Genomic DNA, 14,886 nt, shown 5'->3' with positions numbered 1-14,886 from the left:
GCCCAGGAAGGCATGACGATGAAGCTGAAACGATGGGCCGCTGCCCTCGCCGCCGTCACCCTGGGTCTCGCCGGTTGCGCCGGCGACGGCGGGAGCGGTGGCGCCGCGGGCGAGTCGACGTTGCGCTGGGCGGTGACCCTGCCCGCGCACTGGGACCCGGTGGTCAGCGGCAGCGGGGCGCAGTTCCGGATCCTGTCGCTGGCGTACGCGTCGCTCACCGAGATCGACGAGACCGGCAAGGCGGTGCCCAGCCTCGCGAAGGGGTGGGACTACAACGCCACCGGCGACCAGGTGACCTTCCACCTGCGGCCCAACCTGAAGTTCTCCGACGGTGAGCCGCTGAACGCCGCGGCGGTCAAGTCCTATCTGGAGCGAGCGAAGACGCAGAAGAACTCGGCGCTCTTCGGCGACCTCACCTCGATCAAGTCGGTGACCGCGCAGGGCGATGTTGACGTGGTCATCGCGCTCACCCAGGTCGACTACCAGATCCCGCTGCTGCTGGGGGAGCGGGTCGCGCAGATCACCAGCCCGAAGGCGGCACAGGACCCGGCGAAGCTCGACCAGTCGCCGGTCGGCGCGGGCCCGTTCGTGGTCACCGACAACGTGCCGGGCTCGCACGTCTACCTGAAGAAGAACCCCGACTACTGGGACGCCGCCAACATTCACATCGACCGGGTCGAGCTCCAGCCGGCGCCGGACGCCGCGACGATCGTCTCCGGGCTCAAGACCGGCGCCTACGACTTCGCCAACCTCGGCGCGGCGCAGATCAAGGCGGCGGAAGCGGCCGGGCTCGACGTCGTCTACCAGCCGGGCTTCAACGCGTCGAACATCAGCATCAACGTCAACAAGGCGCCGTTCACCAACCCGAAGGTCGTCGACGCGGTCCGCTACGCCACCAACCGGCAGGAGTATGTCGACAAGGTCACCTTCGGCAAGGGCAAGGCCACCGACCAGCCGTTCCCGCCGGGGTACGTCGCCTACGACGAGCAGTCCGCCAACCTCTTCCCCTACGACCCGGATAAGGCCGAGCAGCTCCTGGCGGAGGCCGGCTACGCACCCGGCCAGATCAAGCTCGACCTGGTCATCCAGGGCGCCACCTACGCGACCGCGTCGGAGATCGTGCAGTCGCAGCTCAAGGCGGTCGGGATCGACGTCACCATCAAGGTCGACCCCAACTGGGAGAAGCCGTTCTTCGCCAAGGACCTGACGCTTTCCGTGTACGGCACGACCGGGCGCGAGTCGCCCGTGCAGACCCTGACCGCCCACTTCGGACCGAACGGACCGCTCAACCTGAGCACACCGTATGAGCCGGCGGGCTTCGCCGAAGCGGTCGCGGTGGCCCGCAGCACGCCGCTGGACTCGCCCGACTACGCGAAGAACCTCCAGGCCGCCACCCGCGTCGGGTTGCGGAGCAGGGCGCTGGTGTTCACCTACTCGCAGCCCAACATCTTCGTGAAGACGAAGAAGGTCTCGGCCATCACCCCGATTCCGGGCCAGATCCACTGGGCCGGGCTGAAGGTCGAGCCGTGACCAGGCTGTTGCGGGGCACGCTGCGGGTGCTCGGCCGGTCGATCGCGATCTTCGTGCCGGTCTTCCTGGTGGCGACGTTCGTGACGTTCGCGCTGCGCGCCCTCAGCGGGCTCAGCCCGGCTAACCTCCAGCTCGGCGAGTCGGCCACGCCGGAGGCGATCGCACAGATCGAGCACCAGTGGGGCCTGGACCGGCCGTTCCTGACCCAGTATTTCGACTGGTTCGGTGACGTGCTGCACGGCAACCTCGGCACGAGCTGGTACAACGGCGCGGACATCTCCCGGCTGCTGGCCGAGGGTGCGGTGATCAGCCTCTCGGTCGCCGCCCTGGCCCTGCTGATCGGCGTGGTGTTCGGGTTCGGCTTCGGCGTCCTCGCGGCGCTGCGCCGCACGACCTGGGTCGACCGGGCGATCACCGGCTTCATGACGGTCATCTCGGTGATGCCGTCGTTCGTGGTCGGCATCGCGCTCGTCGGCGTCTTCGCGGTCGGGCTCGGCTGGTTCCCCTCCGCCGGCTACTCGCCGGCGGAGCGGGGGCTCGGCGTCTGGCTGGCACACATCACGCTGCCGGCCATCGCGCTCAGCTTCGACACCATCTCCGACGTCGCCCGCCAGCTCCGGGCCGGGCTGGTGGCGGCCTACCGGGAGAACTATGTGACGGGCGCCGTCGTACGCGGTCTCGGCCCGCACCGGATCTTCTTCCGGCACGTGCTGCGCAACGGGATCGGGCCGGCGCTGGCGGTGCTCGGCCTCAAGTTCCCGAACCTGCTCGGCGGCGCGGTCGTCACCGAGGCGATCTTCGGGATGCCGGGGTTCGGCCAGTTCGCCGCCGGCTCGGCCCAGCGCGGCGACGTGCCGGCCGTGCAGGGCGTACTCGTCGTCTCGATCGTGCTCGTCGTCGCGTTCAACCTGGTGGTCAACCTCGTGCTGGCCCGGGTCGCGCCGGCCTCGGCGAGAGGGGTGTGACGTGGTCCGCCGGATCCTGGGCCTGACCTCGGGCCGCATCGCGTTCGGCATCCTCGTCGCGGTCGCGCTGCTCGCGGTGCTCGGGCCGATCATCGCACCGCACGACCCGCTCGAGGGCGGCACCGACATCCTCGCGTCGCCGTCGACGGCGCACCTGCTCGGCACCGACTATCTCGGCCGCGACGTGCTCAGCCGGCTGCTCGATGGCTCCCGGGTCAGCGTGCTCGGCGCCGTGCAGGTCGCGCTCATCGCCCTGGTGGTCGGGGTGGTGCCGGGCATTCTCTCGGTCTACCTCGGCCGCCCGTTCGAGTGGGTCACGCTGCGGCTCGCCGACACCCTGATCGCCCTACCGTTCCTGGTGTTCGCCGTCGCGGTGACCGCCCTGCTCGGCAACGGCATCCCGCAGGCCATGTTCGTGGTCGGCATCATGGTCTCCCCGCTGTTCTACCGGGTCGCCCGGGCCGCCACTCTCTCGGTCGCCCGGTCGCCCTACGTGGAGGCGGCGATCGTGGCCGGCGCGTCGGTCGGCTGGGTGGTGCGCAGGCACGTCTGGGTCAAGGTGCTGCCGCCGATCGCGGTCGCGCTGGCCAACACCACCGGCGTCGGCTTCGTCGTGGTGTCCAGCCTGACATTCCTCGGCATCGGCGTGCAGCCGCCGGCACCGACCTGGGGTGGCGTGCTGGCCGCCGAGCTGGGCTATCTGAGCTTCCAGCCGTGGGCGCCGCTGATCCCGACCGCGCTGATCATGGCGACGGTGTGGGCCTGCAACCTGCTCGCCGACGCGATCCGCGATGTCACCGGCGAGGCCGGCCGGGCGCTGCTCAACAACCGCAAGGTCCGCGCTGCCGCGGCGAGGGAGGCATGATGACGCTGCTGTCACTGCGAGATGTCACCATCCACAATGGGGTTTCCGGCCGCGACGTCGTCGGCGGCGTCTCGTTCGAGCTGACCCCGGGCAAGGCCGTCGGCATCGTGGGGGAGTCGGGCAGCGGCAAGACGCTGACCTGCCGCGCCGTGCTGGGCATCCTGCCGGAGCACTTCACCGTGGCCGGCGGCTCGATCGAGGTCGACGGGCGCGACGTCGCCGGGCTGGGCCGCAAGGAGTGGACCGCGCTGCGCGGCTCCACCGTCAGCGCCGTGTTCCAGGACCCCGCTTCCTATCTCAACCCGTCGCTCAAGGTGGGCAACCAGATCGCCGAGGTGGTGCGGGTCAAGAAGGGCCTCGCCCGGCGCGCGGCCAAACGCCGGGCGGTCGAACTGCTCGACGCGGTGCGGCTGCGCGACCCCGATGTGATCTACCAGCAATACCCGCACGAGCTGTCGGGCGGGATGTTGCAGCGGGTCCTGATCGCCACGGCGATCGCGGCCGACCCGCGGGTGCTGATCGCCGACGAGGCGACCACCGCCCTCGACGTCACCGTCCAGGCCGAGATCCTCGACCTGCTCGCCGAGCTCCAGGAGCGCACCGGGCTGGCGCTCGTCGTCGTGTCACACGACCTGGCCGTCGTCGCGCAGCTCTGCGACGAGGTGCTGGTGCTGCGGGCCGGCGAGACGGTCGAGCAGGGCCCGGTGGAGCGGATCCTCTACGAGCCGCGGCACGAATACACCAAGCTGCTGATCGCCGAGCATGCGCGATACGGGCTCGATCAGGTCAGGGAGCTGGCCCATGTCGCCTGAGCCGGTGTTGGAGGTGACCGACCTCGACGTGCACTACCGCCGCCGGCAGGGCCGCCTGCACGCGCTGCGTCGGGTCAACCTGTCGGTGGCACCGGGCGAGACCGTCGGCGTGATCGGCGAGACCGGATCGGGCAAGTCGACGTTCGCCCGCGCCGTGGTGGGACTGGTTCGCCCGTCCGCGGGCCGGATCGTCGTCGCGGGCGAGGAGGTCACCGGTTTCCGTGGGCGGCAGTGGCGGGCGCTGCGCCGCCGCGGGGTGGTCCAGTATGTGTTCCAGGACCCGCTGCGCAGCCTCGACCCCGACCTCACCGTCGAAAACTCGCTGGTCGAACCGCTGCTGATCCAGGGCCGACCGCTGCGCGAAGCCGCCGAGCGGATCCGGTCGTGTGTCGCCCGCGTCGGCCTCGACGAAGAGCTGCTGAGCCGGCTGCCCGGTGAGCTCTCCGGCGGCCAGCGGCAGCGGGTGACGATCGCGCGGGCGCTGGTCACCAACCCTCGGGTGGTCATCCTCGACGAACCCGTGAGCGCCCTCGACGCCGCCAACCGGGTGCTGGCGCTCGAGTTCCTCAAGGAGCTGCGCGACGCCGGCACCGCGCTCGTCTTCATCTCCCACGACCTCGGCTCCGTCGCCGGGATCGCCGATCGCATCGCCGTGCTCTACCAGGGCCGGATCGTCGAAGACGGCCCGGCCCGCGCCGTCGTCAACACGCCGCGGCACGCCTACACCCGCCTGCTCGTCGGCTCCGCGCCGACGCTGCGCTCCGCCCGGGCCGACCGGGCCCAGCGCGAGGAGCTGCGCGAACTGCTACGCACCAGCGGAGGACCAGCATGACCCGTCAGATCAAACTCGCTCTGCGCGCGTACGGGGTCGGCGGCCCCGGCCAGCACAACCTGTGGAAGGACCCGCGCGTCCCGAAGAACGCCAGCATCGACATCGACTGGTATATCGCCCAGGCCAAGGCCGCCGAGCACGCGAAGTTCGACGCACTGTTTATTGTGGACAGTCAGTTCATCAACGCGACCTATCCCCCGCACTATCTCAACCGGCTGGAGCCGCTGACGCTGCTGTCGGCGGTCGCCGTCCACACCCGACACATCGGCCTGGTCGGCACGCTCAGCTCGACCTACAACTCGCCGTTCAACGTGGCCCGCCGGTTCGCCTCCCTCGACCACATCAGCCGCGGCCGGGCCGGCTGGAACGTGGTCACCAGCCTCGACTCCGGCACGTCCCGCAACTACGGCCTCGACGAGCACCTCGACTACGCCACCCGCTACGGCCGCGCGCTCGAGCACGTCACGGTCGTACGCGGCCTGTGGGACTCCTACGAAGACGACGCGTTCCCCGCCGACGTCGAGCGGGACCTGTTCGTCGACCCGGCCAAGCTGCACGCCCTCGACCACGAGGGTGAGCATTTCAAGGTCGCCGGGCCGCTCAACATCTCCCGCTCGCCGCAGGGCCAGCCGGTGATCTTCCAGGCCGGCGTCTCCGAGGAGGGCCGCAACCTGGCCGCGCACGTCGCCGAGGGCATCTACGCGCCGGGTGGCTCGCTGGAGCAGACCCGCGACTATTACGCCGACATCAAGCGGCGCACCGCCGCGGTCGGCCGCGACCCCGACCACGTGCTGATCTTCCTCGGCGCCGCGCCGGTGATCGCCGGCACCGACGCCGAGGCGCACCGGCTCTCCCGCGAGATCTTCGACAGCGACAACGACTTCCCGCGCAAGCTCGCCGCGTTCGGGCGGGCCTTCGGCGCCTACGACTTCGCACAGCACGACCTCGACGCGCCGTTCCCGGACGTCGCCGACCTGGCCGAGCGGGGCGGGCGTACCCGGGGCGCCGAGGTCATCCGCCGGGCCAAGGAGGAGAAGCTCACGCTGCGCGAGACGGTGCTGGCCTTCACCGACTACCAGCCGTCGCCGTTCACCGGCGATCCGCGCACGGTCGCCGAGACCATCGAGGGTTGGTTCGCCGCCGGCACCTTCGACGGGCTCAACCTGGGCTTCCGTACCCATGAAGATCTCGATCGGTTCGTCGCCGACGTGGTGCCGATCCTGCGGGCCCGCGGCCTGTTCCGCACCGAGTACGAGGCCGAGACCCTGCGCGGCAACCTCGGCCTGCCGATTCCGGCGAACCGCTGGACCGTGGCGGAGGCGGTCCGATGAGCGACGTGCGTTTTCCCGTCGCCACCCCGCCCGACGAGGTCGACGTGCTGGTCGTCGGGGCCGGCCCGGTCGGCCTGTCCGCCGCGATCGAGTTGGCCGGCCGCGGTGTCGACGTGGCCGTCGTCGACCGCGGCACCTCGGCCGCCCTGGTGCGGGCCGGCGCGATGGGCCACTCGCCCCGGGTGGTCGAGCACTTCCGCCGCTGGGGCGTGCTCCAGCGGATCCGCGACGGCTGGACCTTCCCGCCCGAGTGGAACCGCGGCATCCGGGTGGCGACCTCGCTGATCGGGCACGACCTGGTGTCCCGCCAGCGGCGGGCGTTCGCCGAGCCGGGGGCGGGCCGGCACTCGCTGGCGGCGCCGATCCGGCGGCCGCAGACAGCGTTGCAGCAGGCGTTCCTCGACCACCTGGCCGACCGTGGGGTCACCGTCGCCGGCGGGTGGCGGGTCGAGGCCCTGCGGGAGACCGGCGACGGCGTCGAGACGACGGTGGTCGGCGCCACCACCCGGGTGATCCGGTCGCGCTACGTGATCAGCGCCGACGGCGGCAGCAGCACCGTGCGCCGGCTCGCCGGCATCGACCGCGAGGGCGGCTACGCCGACGAGAAGATGTTCCGGCTGGTGGTGCGCACCGGCGCGGGCTTCGAGCGGGCCGGCCCGGCGCCGAGCGGCACCAACATCGTGTTCAACCAGCACGCGTCGGGTTTCCTCGCGGCCATCAGCACCCGCGAGTGGCGGGTCTACGCCGGTCCCTACCCGCTGGACGCCGACCCGCCCGAGCACGAACTGCTGGCCGTCGCCCGGGCCGCGTTCGGGTTCGACCTCGACCTCGAACTCGCGTCGTCGACGACCTACTACCAGGCCACCCGGATCGCGTCGACGTTCCGGAAAGGCCGGGTGCTGCTGGCCGGCGACGCCGCGCACGTGCGCACCCCGGGCGGCAACCTCGGCGAGGGCTTCGGCGACGTGGTCAACCTCGGCTGGAAGCTCGCCGCGGTGCTGGCCGGGCACGGCGCCGACGCGCTGCTCGACTCCTACGACGACGAGCGCCGCCCGCACAACTGGCGGGTCGCCGACCACGCCCTCGACCGGGCCCGCCGCGGCCGCGAACGGCTCGCCGAGATCCGCCGGATCGGGGTGCCCGACGATGCCGACGAGACGCCGGCGGCCGAGGAGCGCCGCGACCGGATCCGCGCTCTGCTGGATGGCGAAGGCGGCGAAGCGCCCGGCGTGACGTTCGACGAGCGCTACGACGCGTCCGGGATCATCTGGTACGAGCACCTCGCCGGGGAGGCGCCCTGGCAGCCCGACCATTACGAGGACGATCCCCGGCCCGGCCACCGGGCGCCGGACGGATACGTCGACCCGTGGGGCGACACGCTCTACGACCGGCTCGGCAACGACCTCGCGCTGCTGGTCTTCACCGGCGACCGCGCGGTGGAAAAGGCCTTCGCCGCCGCGGCGGCCGACCGGGCCCTGCCGTTCACGGTGGTGCACCTCGTCGACGAGTCCGTACGTGCCCTCTACGGCGCCGACACCGTGCTCGTCCGCCCCGACCAACACGTCGCCTGGCGCGGCGGCCCGCTCCCGGCCGGCGGCGCGGCCGCCGTGCTCGACCGCGTCCTCGGCCACACCACCTCGACCACGGAAGGGATCCGCCATGAGCTCACCGCTGCGGTCTGAACGCGACTTCGCTCCTCCGCCGGGGTTGCGCGTCCGGGGCACCGTTCTGGTCGTCGCCGGGCGCGGCGAGACGCCGGACAGCTACACCCGCTTCGGCAGCCGGCTGGCCGCCGACGCCTACCGGGTCCGGGTGCTGCCGGCCTTCGACGGTTCGTTGCCGGCCTTCGAAGAGTCGCTGGCCTCCGCTGTCGCGGGCATCGAGGACCGGGCGGCACCGCTGGTGCTGATCGGCGCCGACACGGGGGCGGCCGCGATCGGCGCGCTCGTCGCGAGGCCGCAGCCGTTGGCGCCGTGGTGGCCGGACGCGGTCGTGCTCGCCGGCCTGCCCGGCTACGACGCACACGCGCTGGAGTGGGACGAGGAGCTCGACGCGCGTACCCACTGCCCGGTCCATCGCGGTGTGCTCACCGACGACGCGGCGATCCGGCCGGGCACGTTCGCCACGGCCGTGCCGGCCGCGTTGCTCGACGCCGCTTATGGCAGCACCGCCGAGCCGCCGCACCTGCTGCTGGTCGGCGACGCCGACCCGCTGGCCGACCGGGCGGCGCTGAGCCGGTTGGCCAAGGCGCTCCCGTCGGTGCGGTTGACGACCGTGCGGGGCGCGCACCACGACGTGCTCAACGACCTGTCGCACCGGTCGGTGGCCGCACACATCGTCACGTTCCTGGAGGCGCTGCGCGGCACGCCGCGGCTGGCGCCCATCGTCGAGACGGAAACGAGCACGTGGTGACGACATCGACATTGGGTACGGATTCCTTCCGCACGTTGCTGCGCCGGCAGGCCGCGACCGTCACGGTGGTCACGGCGCCCGGCTCCCCACCGGTCGGCTTCACCGCGACCTCGTTCACCTCGGTCTCGCTGCGCCCGCCGCTCATCTCGTTCTGCCTCGACCGGGGCTCGTCGAGCTGGCCGACGCTGGAGCAGGCCTCGCACGTCGGCGTCCACCTGCTCGACGAACGGCAGCAGGAGATCGCGCGAACGTTCGCGACCAGCGGCATCGATCGCTTCGCCGCGCACACCGACTGGCGCCTCGGCCCACACGGCGTGCCCCTGCTGGCCTCGCCGGTCGCGTGGCTGCTGTGCCGGGTGACCGACCGGGTCACCGCCGGCGACCACGCGATCGTGCTGGCCGAACCGCTCGACGGCCAACACGACGAGAGCCGGCGCCCGCTGCTCTACCACAGTGGACAGTACGGGGCGGTGGCGGCATGACGGCGGTGGCGCTGATCGGGAATCCGCGGCCGGGGTCGCGTACCCGGTCGCTGGCCGTCGCCGTCCTGGGCGAGCTGGCGGTTCGAGTCGGGCTCGACGACCACCGCGAGCTGGAGCTCAGCGAGCTGGTCGGGATCACGTTCGGCCCGGCGCCGGCGATCGCACCGGCGCCGGTCGACGACCCGTTCGCGCTGGTCCGGGCCGCGAGGCTGCTCGTCGTGGCCACGCCGACCTACAAGGGCACCTACACGGGCCTGCTCAAGGTCTTCCTCGACCGGTTCGGCCACCGCGAGCTGGCCGGCGTCGTCGCGGTGCCGGTGGCCATCGCCGCGTCGGAGGCACACCGGCTGTCGGTGGGCCGGGCCCTGACCGACCTGCTCATCGAGCTGGGCGCCACCGTCTCCGCTCCACCGCTGGCCATCCTCGAACCCGAGGCCGCCAACCCGGCGGAGGCGGCGGCGAAATGGGCCACCGACCACGGCGACGCGGTGGCGGCGGCGCTAGTCACCGCACGGTGATCACCGCGACCGGGAACTTCCGGTCGGTCTGCTTCTCATAGCCTGCGGCGTCCGGCCAGTAGGTGCGCCACACCCCATAGAGCTGCTCCCAGTCGTCGTCGCGGCCGTGGCGGACCACCCGATGGTCGGCCACGGCGGTGTGCGCGCCGAGCTCGACGGTCACGGGCCCGTCGACGGCCTCCAGATTGGCCACCCACTGCGGGTCCTGTGGCGTGCCGCCACCGCTGCCGCACACGATGTAAGACGCGCCGTAGGGCGCCGCGACGAGCGGATTGACGAACTCCCGGCCCGACCTGCGGCCCGGCGTGTGCAGCAGGAGGGTGGTCTTCCCCTCCCAGTGACCGCCGAGCACGCCGGCGTTGGCCCGGAAGCTCTCGATGATGGTGTCGTTGAAGGTGGTCATGGGTGCACCTGTGAGCCGGCCCCGAGGTCGAGGCGGATGGATTCGAAGAGGATGAACGGCGGTTGGTGGATGACGTGACCGTCCTTTCCGGACGATGAGGTCAGGCGCTGTACGCGGGGACGACCGCGCCGCTGACGAGGGTGGCGGCGTCGCTGACGAGGTAGGCGATGACGTCGGCGACCGCTTCGGGGGAGGCCGCGTGCGCCAACAGGTCGGCAGACAGATTGGGCCGGTTCTTCGCGGTGTCGATGAGCTGGGGTGCGACGGCGTTCACCCGGATCCCGAGGGGGCGCAGCTCCAGGTCGAGGACCCGGGTGAGGTGGACAAGCGCGGCCTTGCTCACGCCGTAGGCGACCATGCCCGCGGTCGGCTCCAACCCGGGCCGGGCGGCCACATGCACGATCGTCCCCGAGCCCTGGTCGCGCATGTAGGGCGTCACGGCCTGGGTCAGCCACAGGGCGGAGCCGACGTTCACGTCGATCATCAGCCGCAGGTCTTCCGGCGTCGCGTCCAGCGCGGCGCCCAGGTGGTAGGCGCCGACGGTGTTGACCAGCGCCTCGGGCGGCCCGACCTCGGTGGCGATCCGCTCGACGACGTTCCTGGCGCTGGCCGGGTCGGTGGGATCGGCCACCCGGAAGGCGACGCCGTCGGGCAGCCGCTTGAGCCCGTCTTCGTCGCGGCCGATGCCGATCACCGTGCGGCCCGCGGCCGCCAGCTTCGCCGCAGTCGCGCGGCCGAGCTCGCCGCCCGCGCCGGCCAGGATTGTCACGCGTTCGGTCATCACGGCCTCCGTAGTGCGTCGCGTACCCATCTGGACCTCTTGAGGTTTGTCGACGGGACGGTGAGCGGACATCACCGGAATCCGGTGATCCGCCTAGAGGCCGAGCCGGCGGACCTCCAGCAGGTCGAGGCCGAGGGCTTCGATCTCCGCCAGCACCCCGTAGAGGCCGGATTGGTCCAGCACCCCGGTCAGGACCGTGTCCGGGCCCTGCCGCTCCCACGCCAGCGCCGGGAACGCGGACAGCAACGTGCTGCCGAGATGACCGTCGATCCGGATCAGGTAGGTGGCGGACGCGGGGCCCATATCCCGACCGTGCGGCATGACCAGGTGAGTGCGCATCGCCAGGACCTGGCGACCCGGCCGCCCGGGAGTAGGCTGAAGACGCTTTCTCGCGCGCTGAGGATCGAGTTCAGACGTGTCTTCACGAGCAAACCACCGGGCGGCTCCGCGGCTGATCCAGCGCGCGGATCTGCTCGCATCCCTCACCAGCGCGGCCGACGCCAAGGTGACGCTCATCTCGGCACCCGCCGGCAGCGGCAAGACCTCGCTGTTGCGGGCCTGGGCCGACGAGCCGGGTCAGTCGCGCCGGCTGGCCGTCGTCCAGGTGCGCCGCGACCAGCACGACGCGCAGCAGTTCTGGATCGCCGTGCTCACCGCCATCCGGGATGCCCACGGCACGTCCGGCGACAGCGAGCGACTGGCCGCGACGCCCGACTTCAACCAGGGCACGATCGTTGATCGGGTACGCGCCGCGCTTGGCGAGTTCCCCGACCGCGTCTACCTGGTCATCGACGATCTCCATGAGTTGACCTCGGTGGACGCGCTCGCCCAACTCCTCGAAGAATTGCCGCCGCAGGTGCACGCGATCCTCGCGACCCGGCGCGATCTGCCGCTGCGGCTGCACAAGCTGCGCCTCGCCGGCGACCTGGCCGAGATCCGCGACGCCGACCTGCGGTTCACGCGACGCGAGACCCGCGAGTTGCTCGAGGCGTCCGGCATCACCCTGTCGGAGGCCGGGGCCGCGAAACTGCACGAGCGCACCGAAGGTTGGGCGGCGGGCCTGCGGCTGGCGGCCATCTCGATGGCCAGCAGTCCAGACTCCGAACGGTTCGTCGACGAGTTCTCCGGCAGCAACCGGACCGTCGCCGAATATCTGCTCGCCGAGATGCTCGACGGCCAGCCGGCCGAGATCCAGCAGCTCCTCCTGCGCACCTCGCTGCTCGACCGGGTCAACGGCGAGCTCGGCGACCTGCTGACCGGTCACCCCGGCTCCGAAGCCATCCTGCTCGACCTCGAAGACGCCAACGCGTTCGTCGTGTCGCTCGATCCGGCCCGCACGTGGTTCCGCTATCACCACCTCTTCGCCGACCTGCTCCGCCTCGAACTGCGGCGCCGGCTGCCCGAGCAACTGCCGGCCCTGCACCGGCTGGCCGCCCAGTGGCTCAGCAAGCACGGCGAGACCGTCGAGGCGATCCGCCACACCCAGGCCGCGGGCGACTGGGCCGTGGCGGCTCGGCTGCTCGCCGATCACTCGTTCGGCCTGACCCTCGACGGGCAGGCCCAGACGATCGAGGCCCTGCTGCGGGCATTCCCGCCCGGCGTGGCCACCGACGACCCCGACCTTCCCCTCGCGCGGGCGACCAACGAGCTCGCCCGGGGACGGCTCGACGAGGCCGCCGCGCACCTGACCGTGGCCGAGTCCGCGGTCGCCGCGATCGGCGCAGACCGCCGGCACCGCCTCGACGTCGCGACCGCGGCGCTGCGACTGTCGCTGGCGCGCAAGCGAGGCAACTTCGCCGACGTGGTCGATCAGGTCAGGTTCCTCGCCTCGCCGACCGCCGCCGGGTCCGACAGCGACGCCGCACTCGACAACGACCTGCGCGCGACGGCGCTGATGAACCTCGGCATCGCCGAAGCGTGGTCGCTGGGCAACCAGGACAGCCAGCGACACCTGCGCCAGGGCGCGGAGCTGGCGCGGAGCATCGGACGGCCCTACCTCGAAGTCGCGTGCCTTGCCGAACTCGCGTTCGCCTCGAAGATCGAGCCGTTCGCGACCACGGCGCGGCGCTGCCGGGAGGCGATCGCACTCGCCGAACAGCACGGGTGGGGCACCGAGCCGGTCATCTCTCCCGCGTTGCTCAACCTCGCGGGCGTGCTCGTCTGGACCGGCGAGTTCGACGAAGCCGATCGCTGGCTGCGCCGTGCCGCCCGCGCCCTGGAAACCGACACCGGGCCGCTCATCGGGCTCCTGCTGCACCTGGCCAGCGGCATGCTGTTCGCCGGCCGCCAACAGCACGACCGAGCACTGGCCGAGTTCCGCACGGCCGAAGACCTGCAAGCACAGCTGGAGGGGCCGCACGCGCTGGCGCGGCAACTCACGAGCTGGCGACTGGCCACCCACGCCCGGCTCGGGCAGCTCGCCGAGGCTCGGGCGGCGCTGGCCGCGCTCGACGACGACCTGGCGGGCACCGCCGAGATCGACAACGCCCGCGCGGTCATCCGCCTGGCGGAGGGCGACCCGGCCGGGGCGCTCGCCGCGCTCGACGGCAACTCTCCGGCCATCGGCTACATGACCGTCGTCGAGGCACACCTGCTGGCGGCGCTGGCCCACCGCGAACTCGGCGAACAACGCCTCGCCAACAGAGCCACCGAGAACGCGCTCGCCCTGTCCGAGGCCGACCGGCTCGTGCTGCCGTTCGCGATGACGGGATCGCGTGCGGTGCTCGAGGCCCTGCCGCGGCACGAGACAGCGCACGCCGCCCTGCTGGCCACCGTTCTCGACGTCGTGCGCGGATCGTCCATTTCGGAGCCGGCCGCGGCGACCGCGCCGCTGAGCCCGAGCGAGCTGAAGGTGCTGCGCTATCTTCCGACCAACCTGTCCCGGCCGGAGATCGCCAACGCGCTCTCGGTCTCGGTGAACACGGTCAACACCCACATCCGCAGCATCTACGCGAAGCTGCGGACCCAGGGGCGCAGCTCCGCGGTGCAGCGCGCCAGAGAGCTGCGGCTGCTCGCCTAGGCCGCGGTCAGACGTGCCGACAGACGCTGTCCGGCGCGGTCCAACGCGGCGGTCCCTTCGTCGAGGATTCCGTAGTAGGCCTGGAAGACATGTGGCACACCAGGGGTGATGTCGAGGGTGACCTCGACATCGTCGGCGGCGGCCCGGGCCGCGAGACGCACGGCGTCGTCGAGCAGCACCTCGTGGCTTCCGGCCTGGATGATCAGGGGCGGCAGGCCGGACAGGTCGGCGAAGACGGGGCTGATCAGCGGGTCGGTCGCGGCTGTTCCACCCGTGTAGTCGGTGACCCGGGGTCGCAGGCCCGTCGGGCTGAGCAGCGGGTCGACGTCCTGCTTGGTGCGCATGCTCGTCCCGGCCAGCGTGAGGTCGACATAGGGCGACATCAGGTAGGCGGCCGCGGGCAACGGCAAGCCCCGATCGCGGGCGTTGATGAGGGTGGCGATCGCGAGCCCACCGCCGGCGGACTCTCCCGCGAGGACGATGTCCGACGGAGCCGTGCCGTTCCGCAGGAGCGCTTCGTAGGCCGCGAACGCGTCGTCGACCGCGGCCGGAAACGGGTGCTCGGGCGCGAGCCGGTAGTCGACGGAGATGACCTTCGAGCGCGTCCGCCGGCCGACCTGGGAGGCCAGGTCGGCGGTGAGGACCGCTTCGCCGAGCACGTAGACGCCGGCGTGGAAGTAGAGGACGACATGCTCGGGCTCGACCCCGGCAACGGTGATCTCGGCGGTCCGGACGCCGCCCAGCTTCCCCTCGGTCACGGTCACATCGGCGGGAAGGGGAAATGCCGACAGCAGCTCACGAAGCTGTCGTCGTTGCTCGTCAACGGTGCTGTCGGCGGGAAAGGCCGACTGTCGCAGAATCGCGTCAAGTTTCTCGCGCTGCTCGATGCTCACGGCGGATCTCCCCTTCGGCTGGCCCTGCTGACCTGGAAAGACT

15 protein-coding genes are annotated in these 14,886 nt (G+C 71.7%); 11 read left to right on the top strand and 4 right to left on the bottom strand.

What is annotated here, in order from left to right; all coding sequences use genetic code 11:
* Window positions 1-18 precede the first annotated feature (18 nt).
* The 10 genes from DFJ67_RS02910 to DFJ67_RS02865 are packed head-to-tail and all read left to right on the top strand — an operon-like array spanning window position 19 to window position 9,747.
* Window positions 19-1,530: an ABC transporter substrate-binding protein gene (locus DFJ67_RS02910; protein WP_203784387.1), complete on the top strand. Its 1,512-nt coding sequence runs from the start codon at window positions 19-21 to the stop codon at window positions 1,528-1,530.
* Complete coding sequence (locus tag DFJ67_RS02905; protein ID WP_203784388.1) at window positions 1,527-2,495, top strand: ABC transporter permease; 969 nt, start codon at window positions 1,527-1,529, stop codon at window positions 2,493-2,495. The genes DFJ67_RS02910 and DFJ67_RS02905 overlap by 4 nt, the downstream gene beginning before the upstream one ends.
* A 1-nt stretch (window position 2,496) precedes the next feature.
* On the top strand, window positions 2,497-3,360 hold the full coding sequence (locus DFJ67_RS02900; RefSeq protein ID WP_116066436.1) for an ABC transporter permease: 864 nt from the start codon (window positions 2,497-2,499) through the stop codon (window positions 3,358-3,360).
* Complete coding sequence (locus tag DFJ67_RS02895) at window positions 3,360-4,172, top strand: ABC transporter ATP-binding protein (RefSeq protein WP_203784389.1); 813 nt, start codon at window positions 3,360-3,362, stop codon at window positions 4,170-4,172. The genes DFJ67_RS02900 and DFJ67_RS02895 overlap by 1 nt, the downstream gene beginning before the upstream one ends.
* Window positions 4,162-5,004 (top strand): ABC transporter ATP-binding protein, encoded by an 843-nt coding sequence (locus DFJ67_RS02890; RefSeq protein WP_116066434.1) that lies wholly within the window; start codon window positions 4,162-4,164, stop codon window positions 5,002-5,004. Before DFJ67_RS02895 ends, DFJ67_RS02890 begins: the two co-directional genes overlap by 11 nt.
* Window positions 5,001-6,335 carry an NtaA/DmoA family FMN-dependent monooxygenase gene (locus tag DFJ67_RS02885; RefSeq protein ID WP_116066433.1) on the top strand — a complete coding sequence of 445 codons (1,335 nt, stop codon included), beginning with the start codon at window positions 5,001-5,003 and terminating at the stop codon, window positions 6,333-6,335. The genes DFJ67_RS02890 and DFJ67_RS02885 overlap by 4 nt, the downstream gene beginning before the upstream one ends.
* Window positions 6,332-8,017: an FAD-dependent monooxygenase gene (locus DFJ67_RS02880; protein WP_116066432.1), complete on the top strand. Its 1,686-nt coding sequence runs from the start codon at window positions 6,332-6,334 to the stop codon at window positions 8,015-8,017. Before DFJ67_RS02885 ends, DFJ67_RS02880 begins: the two co-directional genes overlap by 4 nt.
* On the top strand, window positions 7,995-8,747 hold the full coding sequence (locus tag DFJ67_RS02875; RefSeq protein WP_116066431.1) for an alpha/beta hydrolase: 753 nt from the start codon (window positions 7,995-7,997) through the stop codon (window positions 8,745-8,747). Before DFJ67_RS02880 ends, DFJ67_RS02875 begins: the two co-directional genes overlap by 23 nt.
* Entirely contained in the window at window positions 8,741-9,229 is a 489-nt protein-coding gene (locus tag DFJ67_RS02870; RefSeq protein ID WP_116066430.1) for a flavin reductase family protein, read from the top strand. Before DFJ67_RS02875 ends, DFJ67_RS02870 begins: the two co-directional genes overlap by 7 nt.
* Window positions 9,226-9,747 carry an NAD(P)H-dependent oxidoreductase gene (locus tag DFJ67_RS02865; protein ID WP_116066429.1) on the top strand — a complete coding sequence of 174 codons (522 nt, stop codon included), beginning with the start codon at window positions 9,226-9,228 and terminating at the stop codon, window positions 9,745-9,747. The genes DFJ67_RS02870 and DFJ67_RS02865 overlap by 4 nt, the downstream gene beginning before the upstream one ends.
* On the opposite strand, the gene DFJ67_RS02860 is transcribed toward DFJ67_RS02865, so the two are convergent.
* From DFJ67_RS02860 to DFJ67_RS02850, 3 genes are all read right to left on the bottom strand, one after another.
* A complete protein-coding gene (locus DFJ67_RS02860) occupies window positions 9,734-10,150 on the bottom strand; it encodes a nitroreductase/quinone reductase family protein (protein ID WP_116066428.1) in 417 nt (138 codons plus the stop codon). The genes DFJ67_RS02865 and DFJ67_RS02860 overlap by 14 nt on opposite strands.
* Window positions 10,151-10,250: 100 nt before the next feature.
* Window positions 10,251-10,931 (bottom strand): SDR family NAD(P)-dependent oxidoreductase, encoded by a 681-nt coding sequence (locus DFJ67_RS02855; protein WP_116066427.1) that lies wholly within the window; start codon window positions 10,929-10,931, stop codon window positions 10,251-10,253.
* Between the two features lie 93 nt (window positions 10,932-11,024).
* The gene (locus DFJ67_RS02850) at window positions 11,025-11,234 is read right to left on the bottom strand and encodes a DUF8691 family protein (RefSeq protein WP_116066426.1); all 210 of its coding nucleotides are present in this window, start codon (window positions 11,232-11,234) and stop codon (window positions 11,025-11,027) included.
* A 112-nt stretch (window positions 11,235-11,346) separates the two neighbouring features.
* On the opposite strand from DFJ67_RS02850, the gene DFJ67_RS02845 reads away from it, so the two are divergent.
* Complete coding sequence (locus DFJ67_RS02845; RefSeq protein ID WP_116066425.1) at window positions 11,347-13,950, top strand: winged helix-turn-helix domain-containing protein; 2,604 nt, start codon at window positions 11,347-11,349, stop codon at window positions 13,948-13,950.
* On the opposite strand, the gene DFJ67_RS02840 is transcribed toward DFJ67_RS02845, so the two are convergent.
* Entirely contained in the window at window positions 13,947-14,843 is an 897-nt protein-coding gene (locus DFJ67_RS02840; protein ID WP_116066424.1) for an alpha/beta hydrolase, read from the bottom strand. The genes DFJ67_RS02845 and DFJ67_RS02840 overlap by 4 nt on opposite strands.
* Window positions 14,844-14,886 lie beyond the last annotated feature (43 nt).

Source organism: Asanoa ferruginea (assembly GCF_003387075.1).
Taxonomy (GTDB): Bacteria; Actinomycetota; Actinomycetes; order Mycobacteriales; family Micromonosporaceae; genus Asanoa; species Asanoa ferruginea.
The sequence above is the reverse complement of the archived record's forward strand: the minus strand, read 5'-3'. Positions and strand labels throughout refer to the sequence as shown.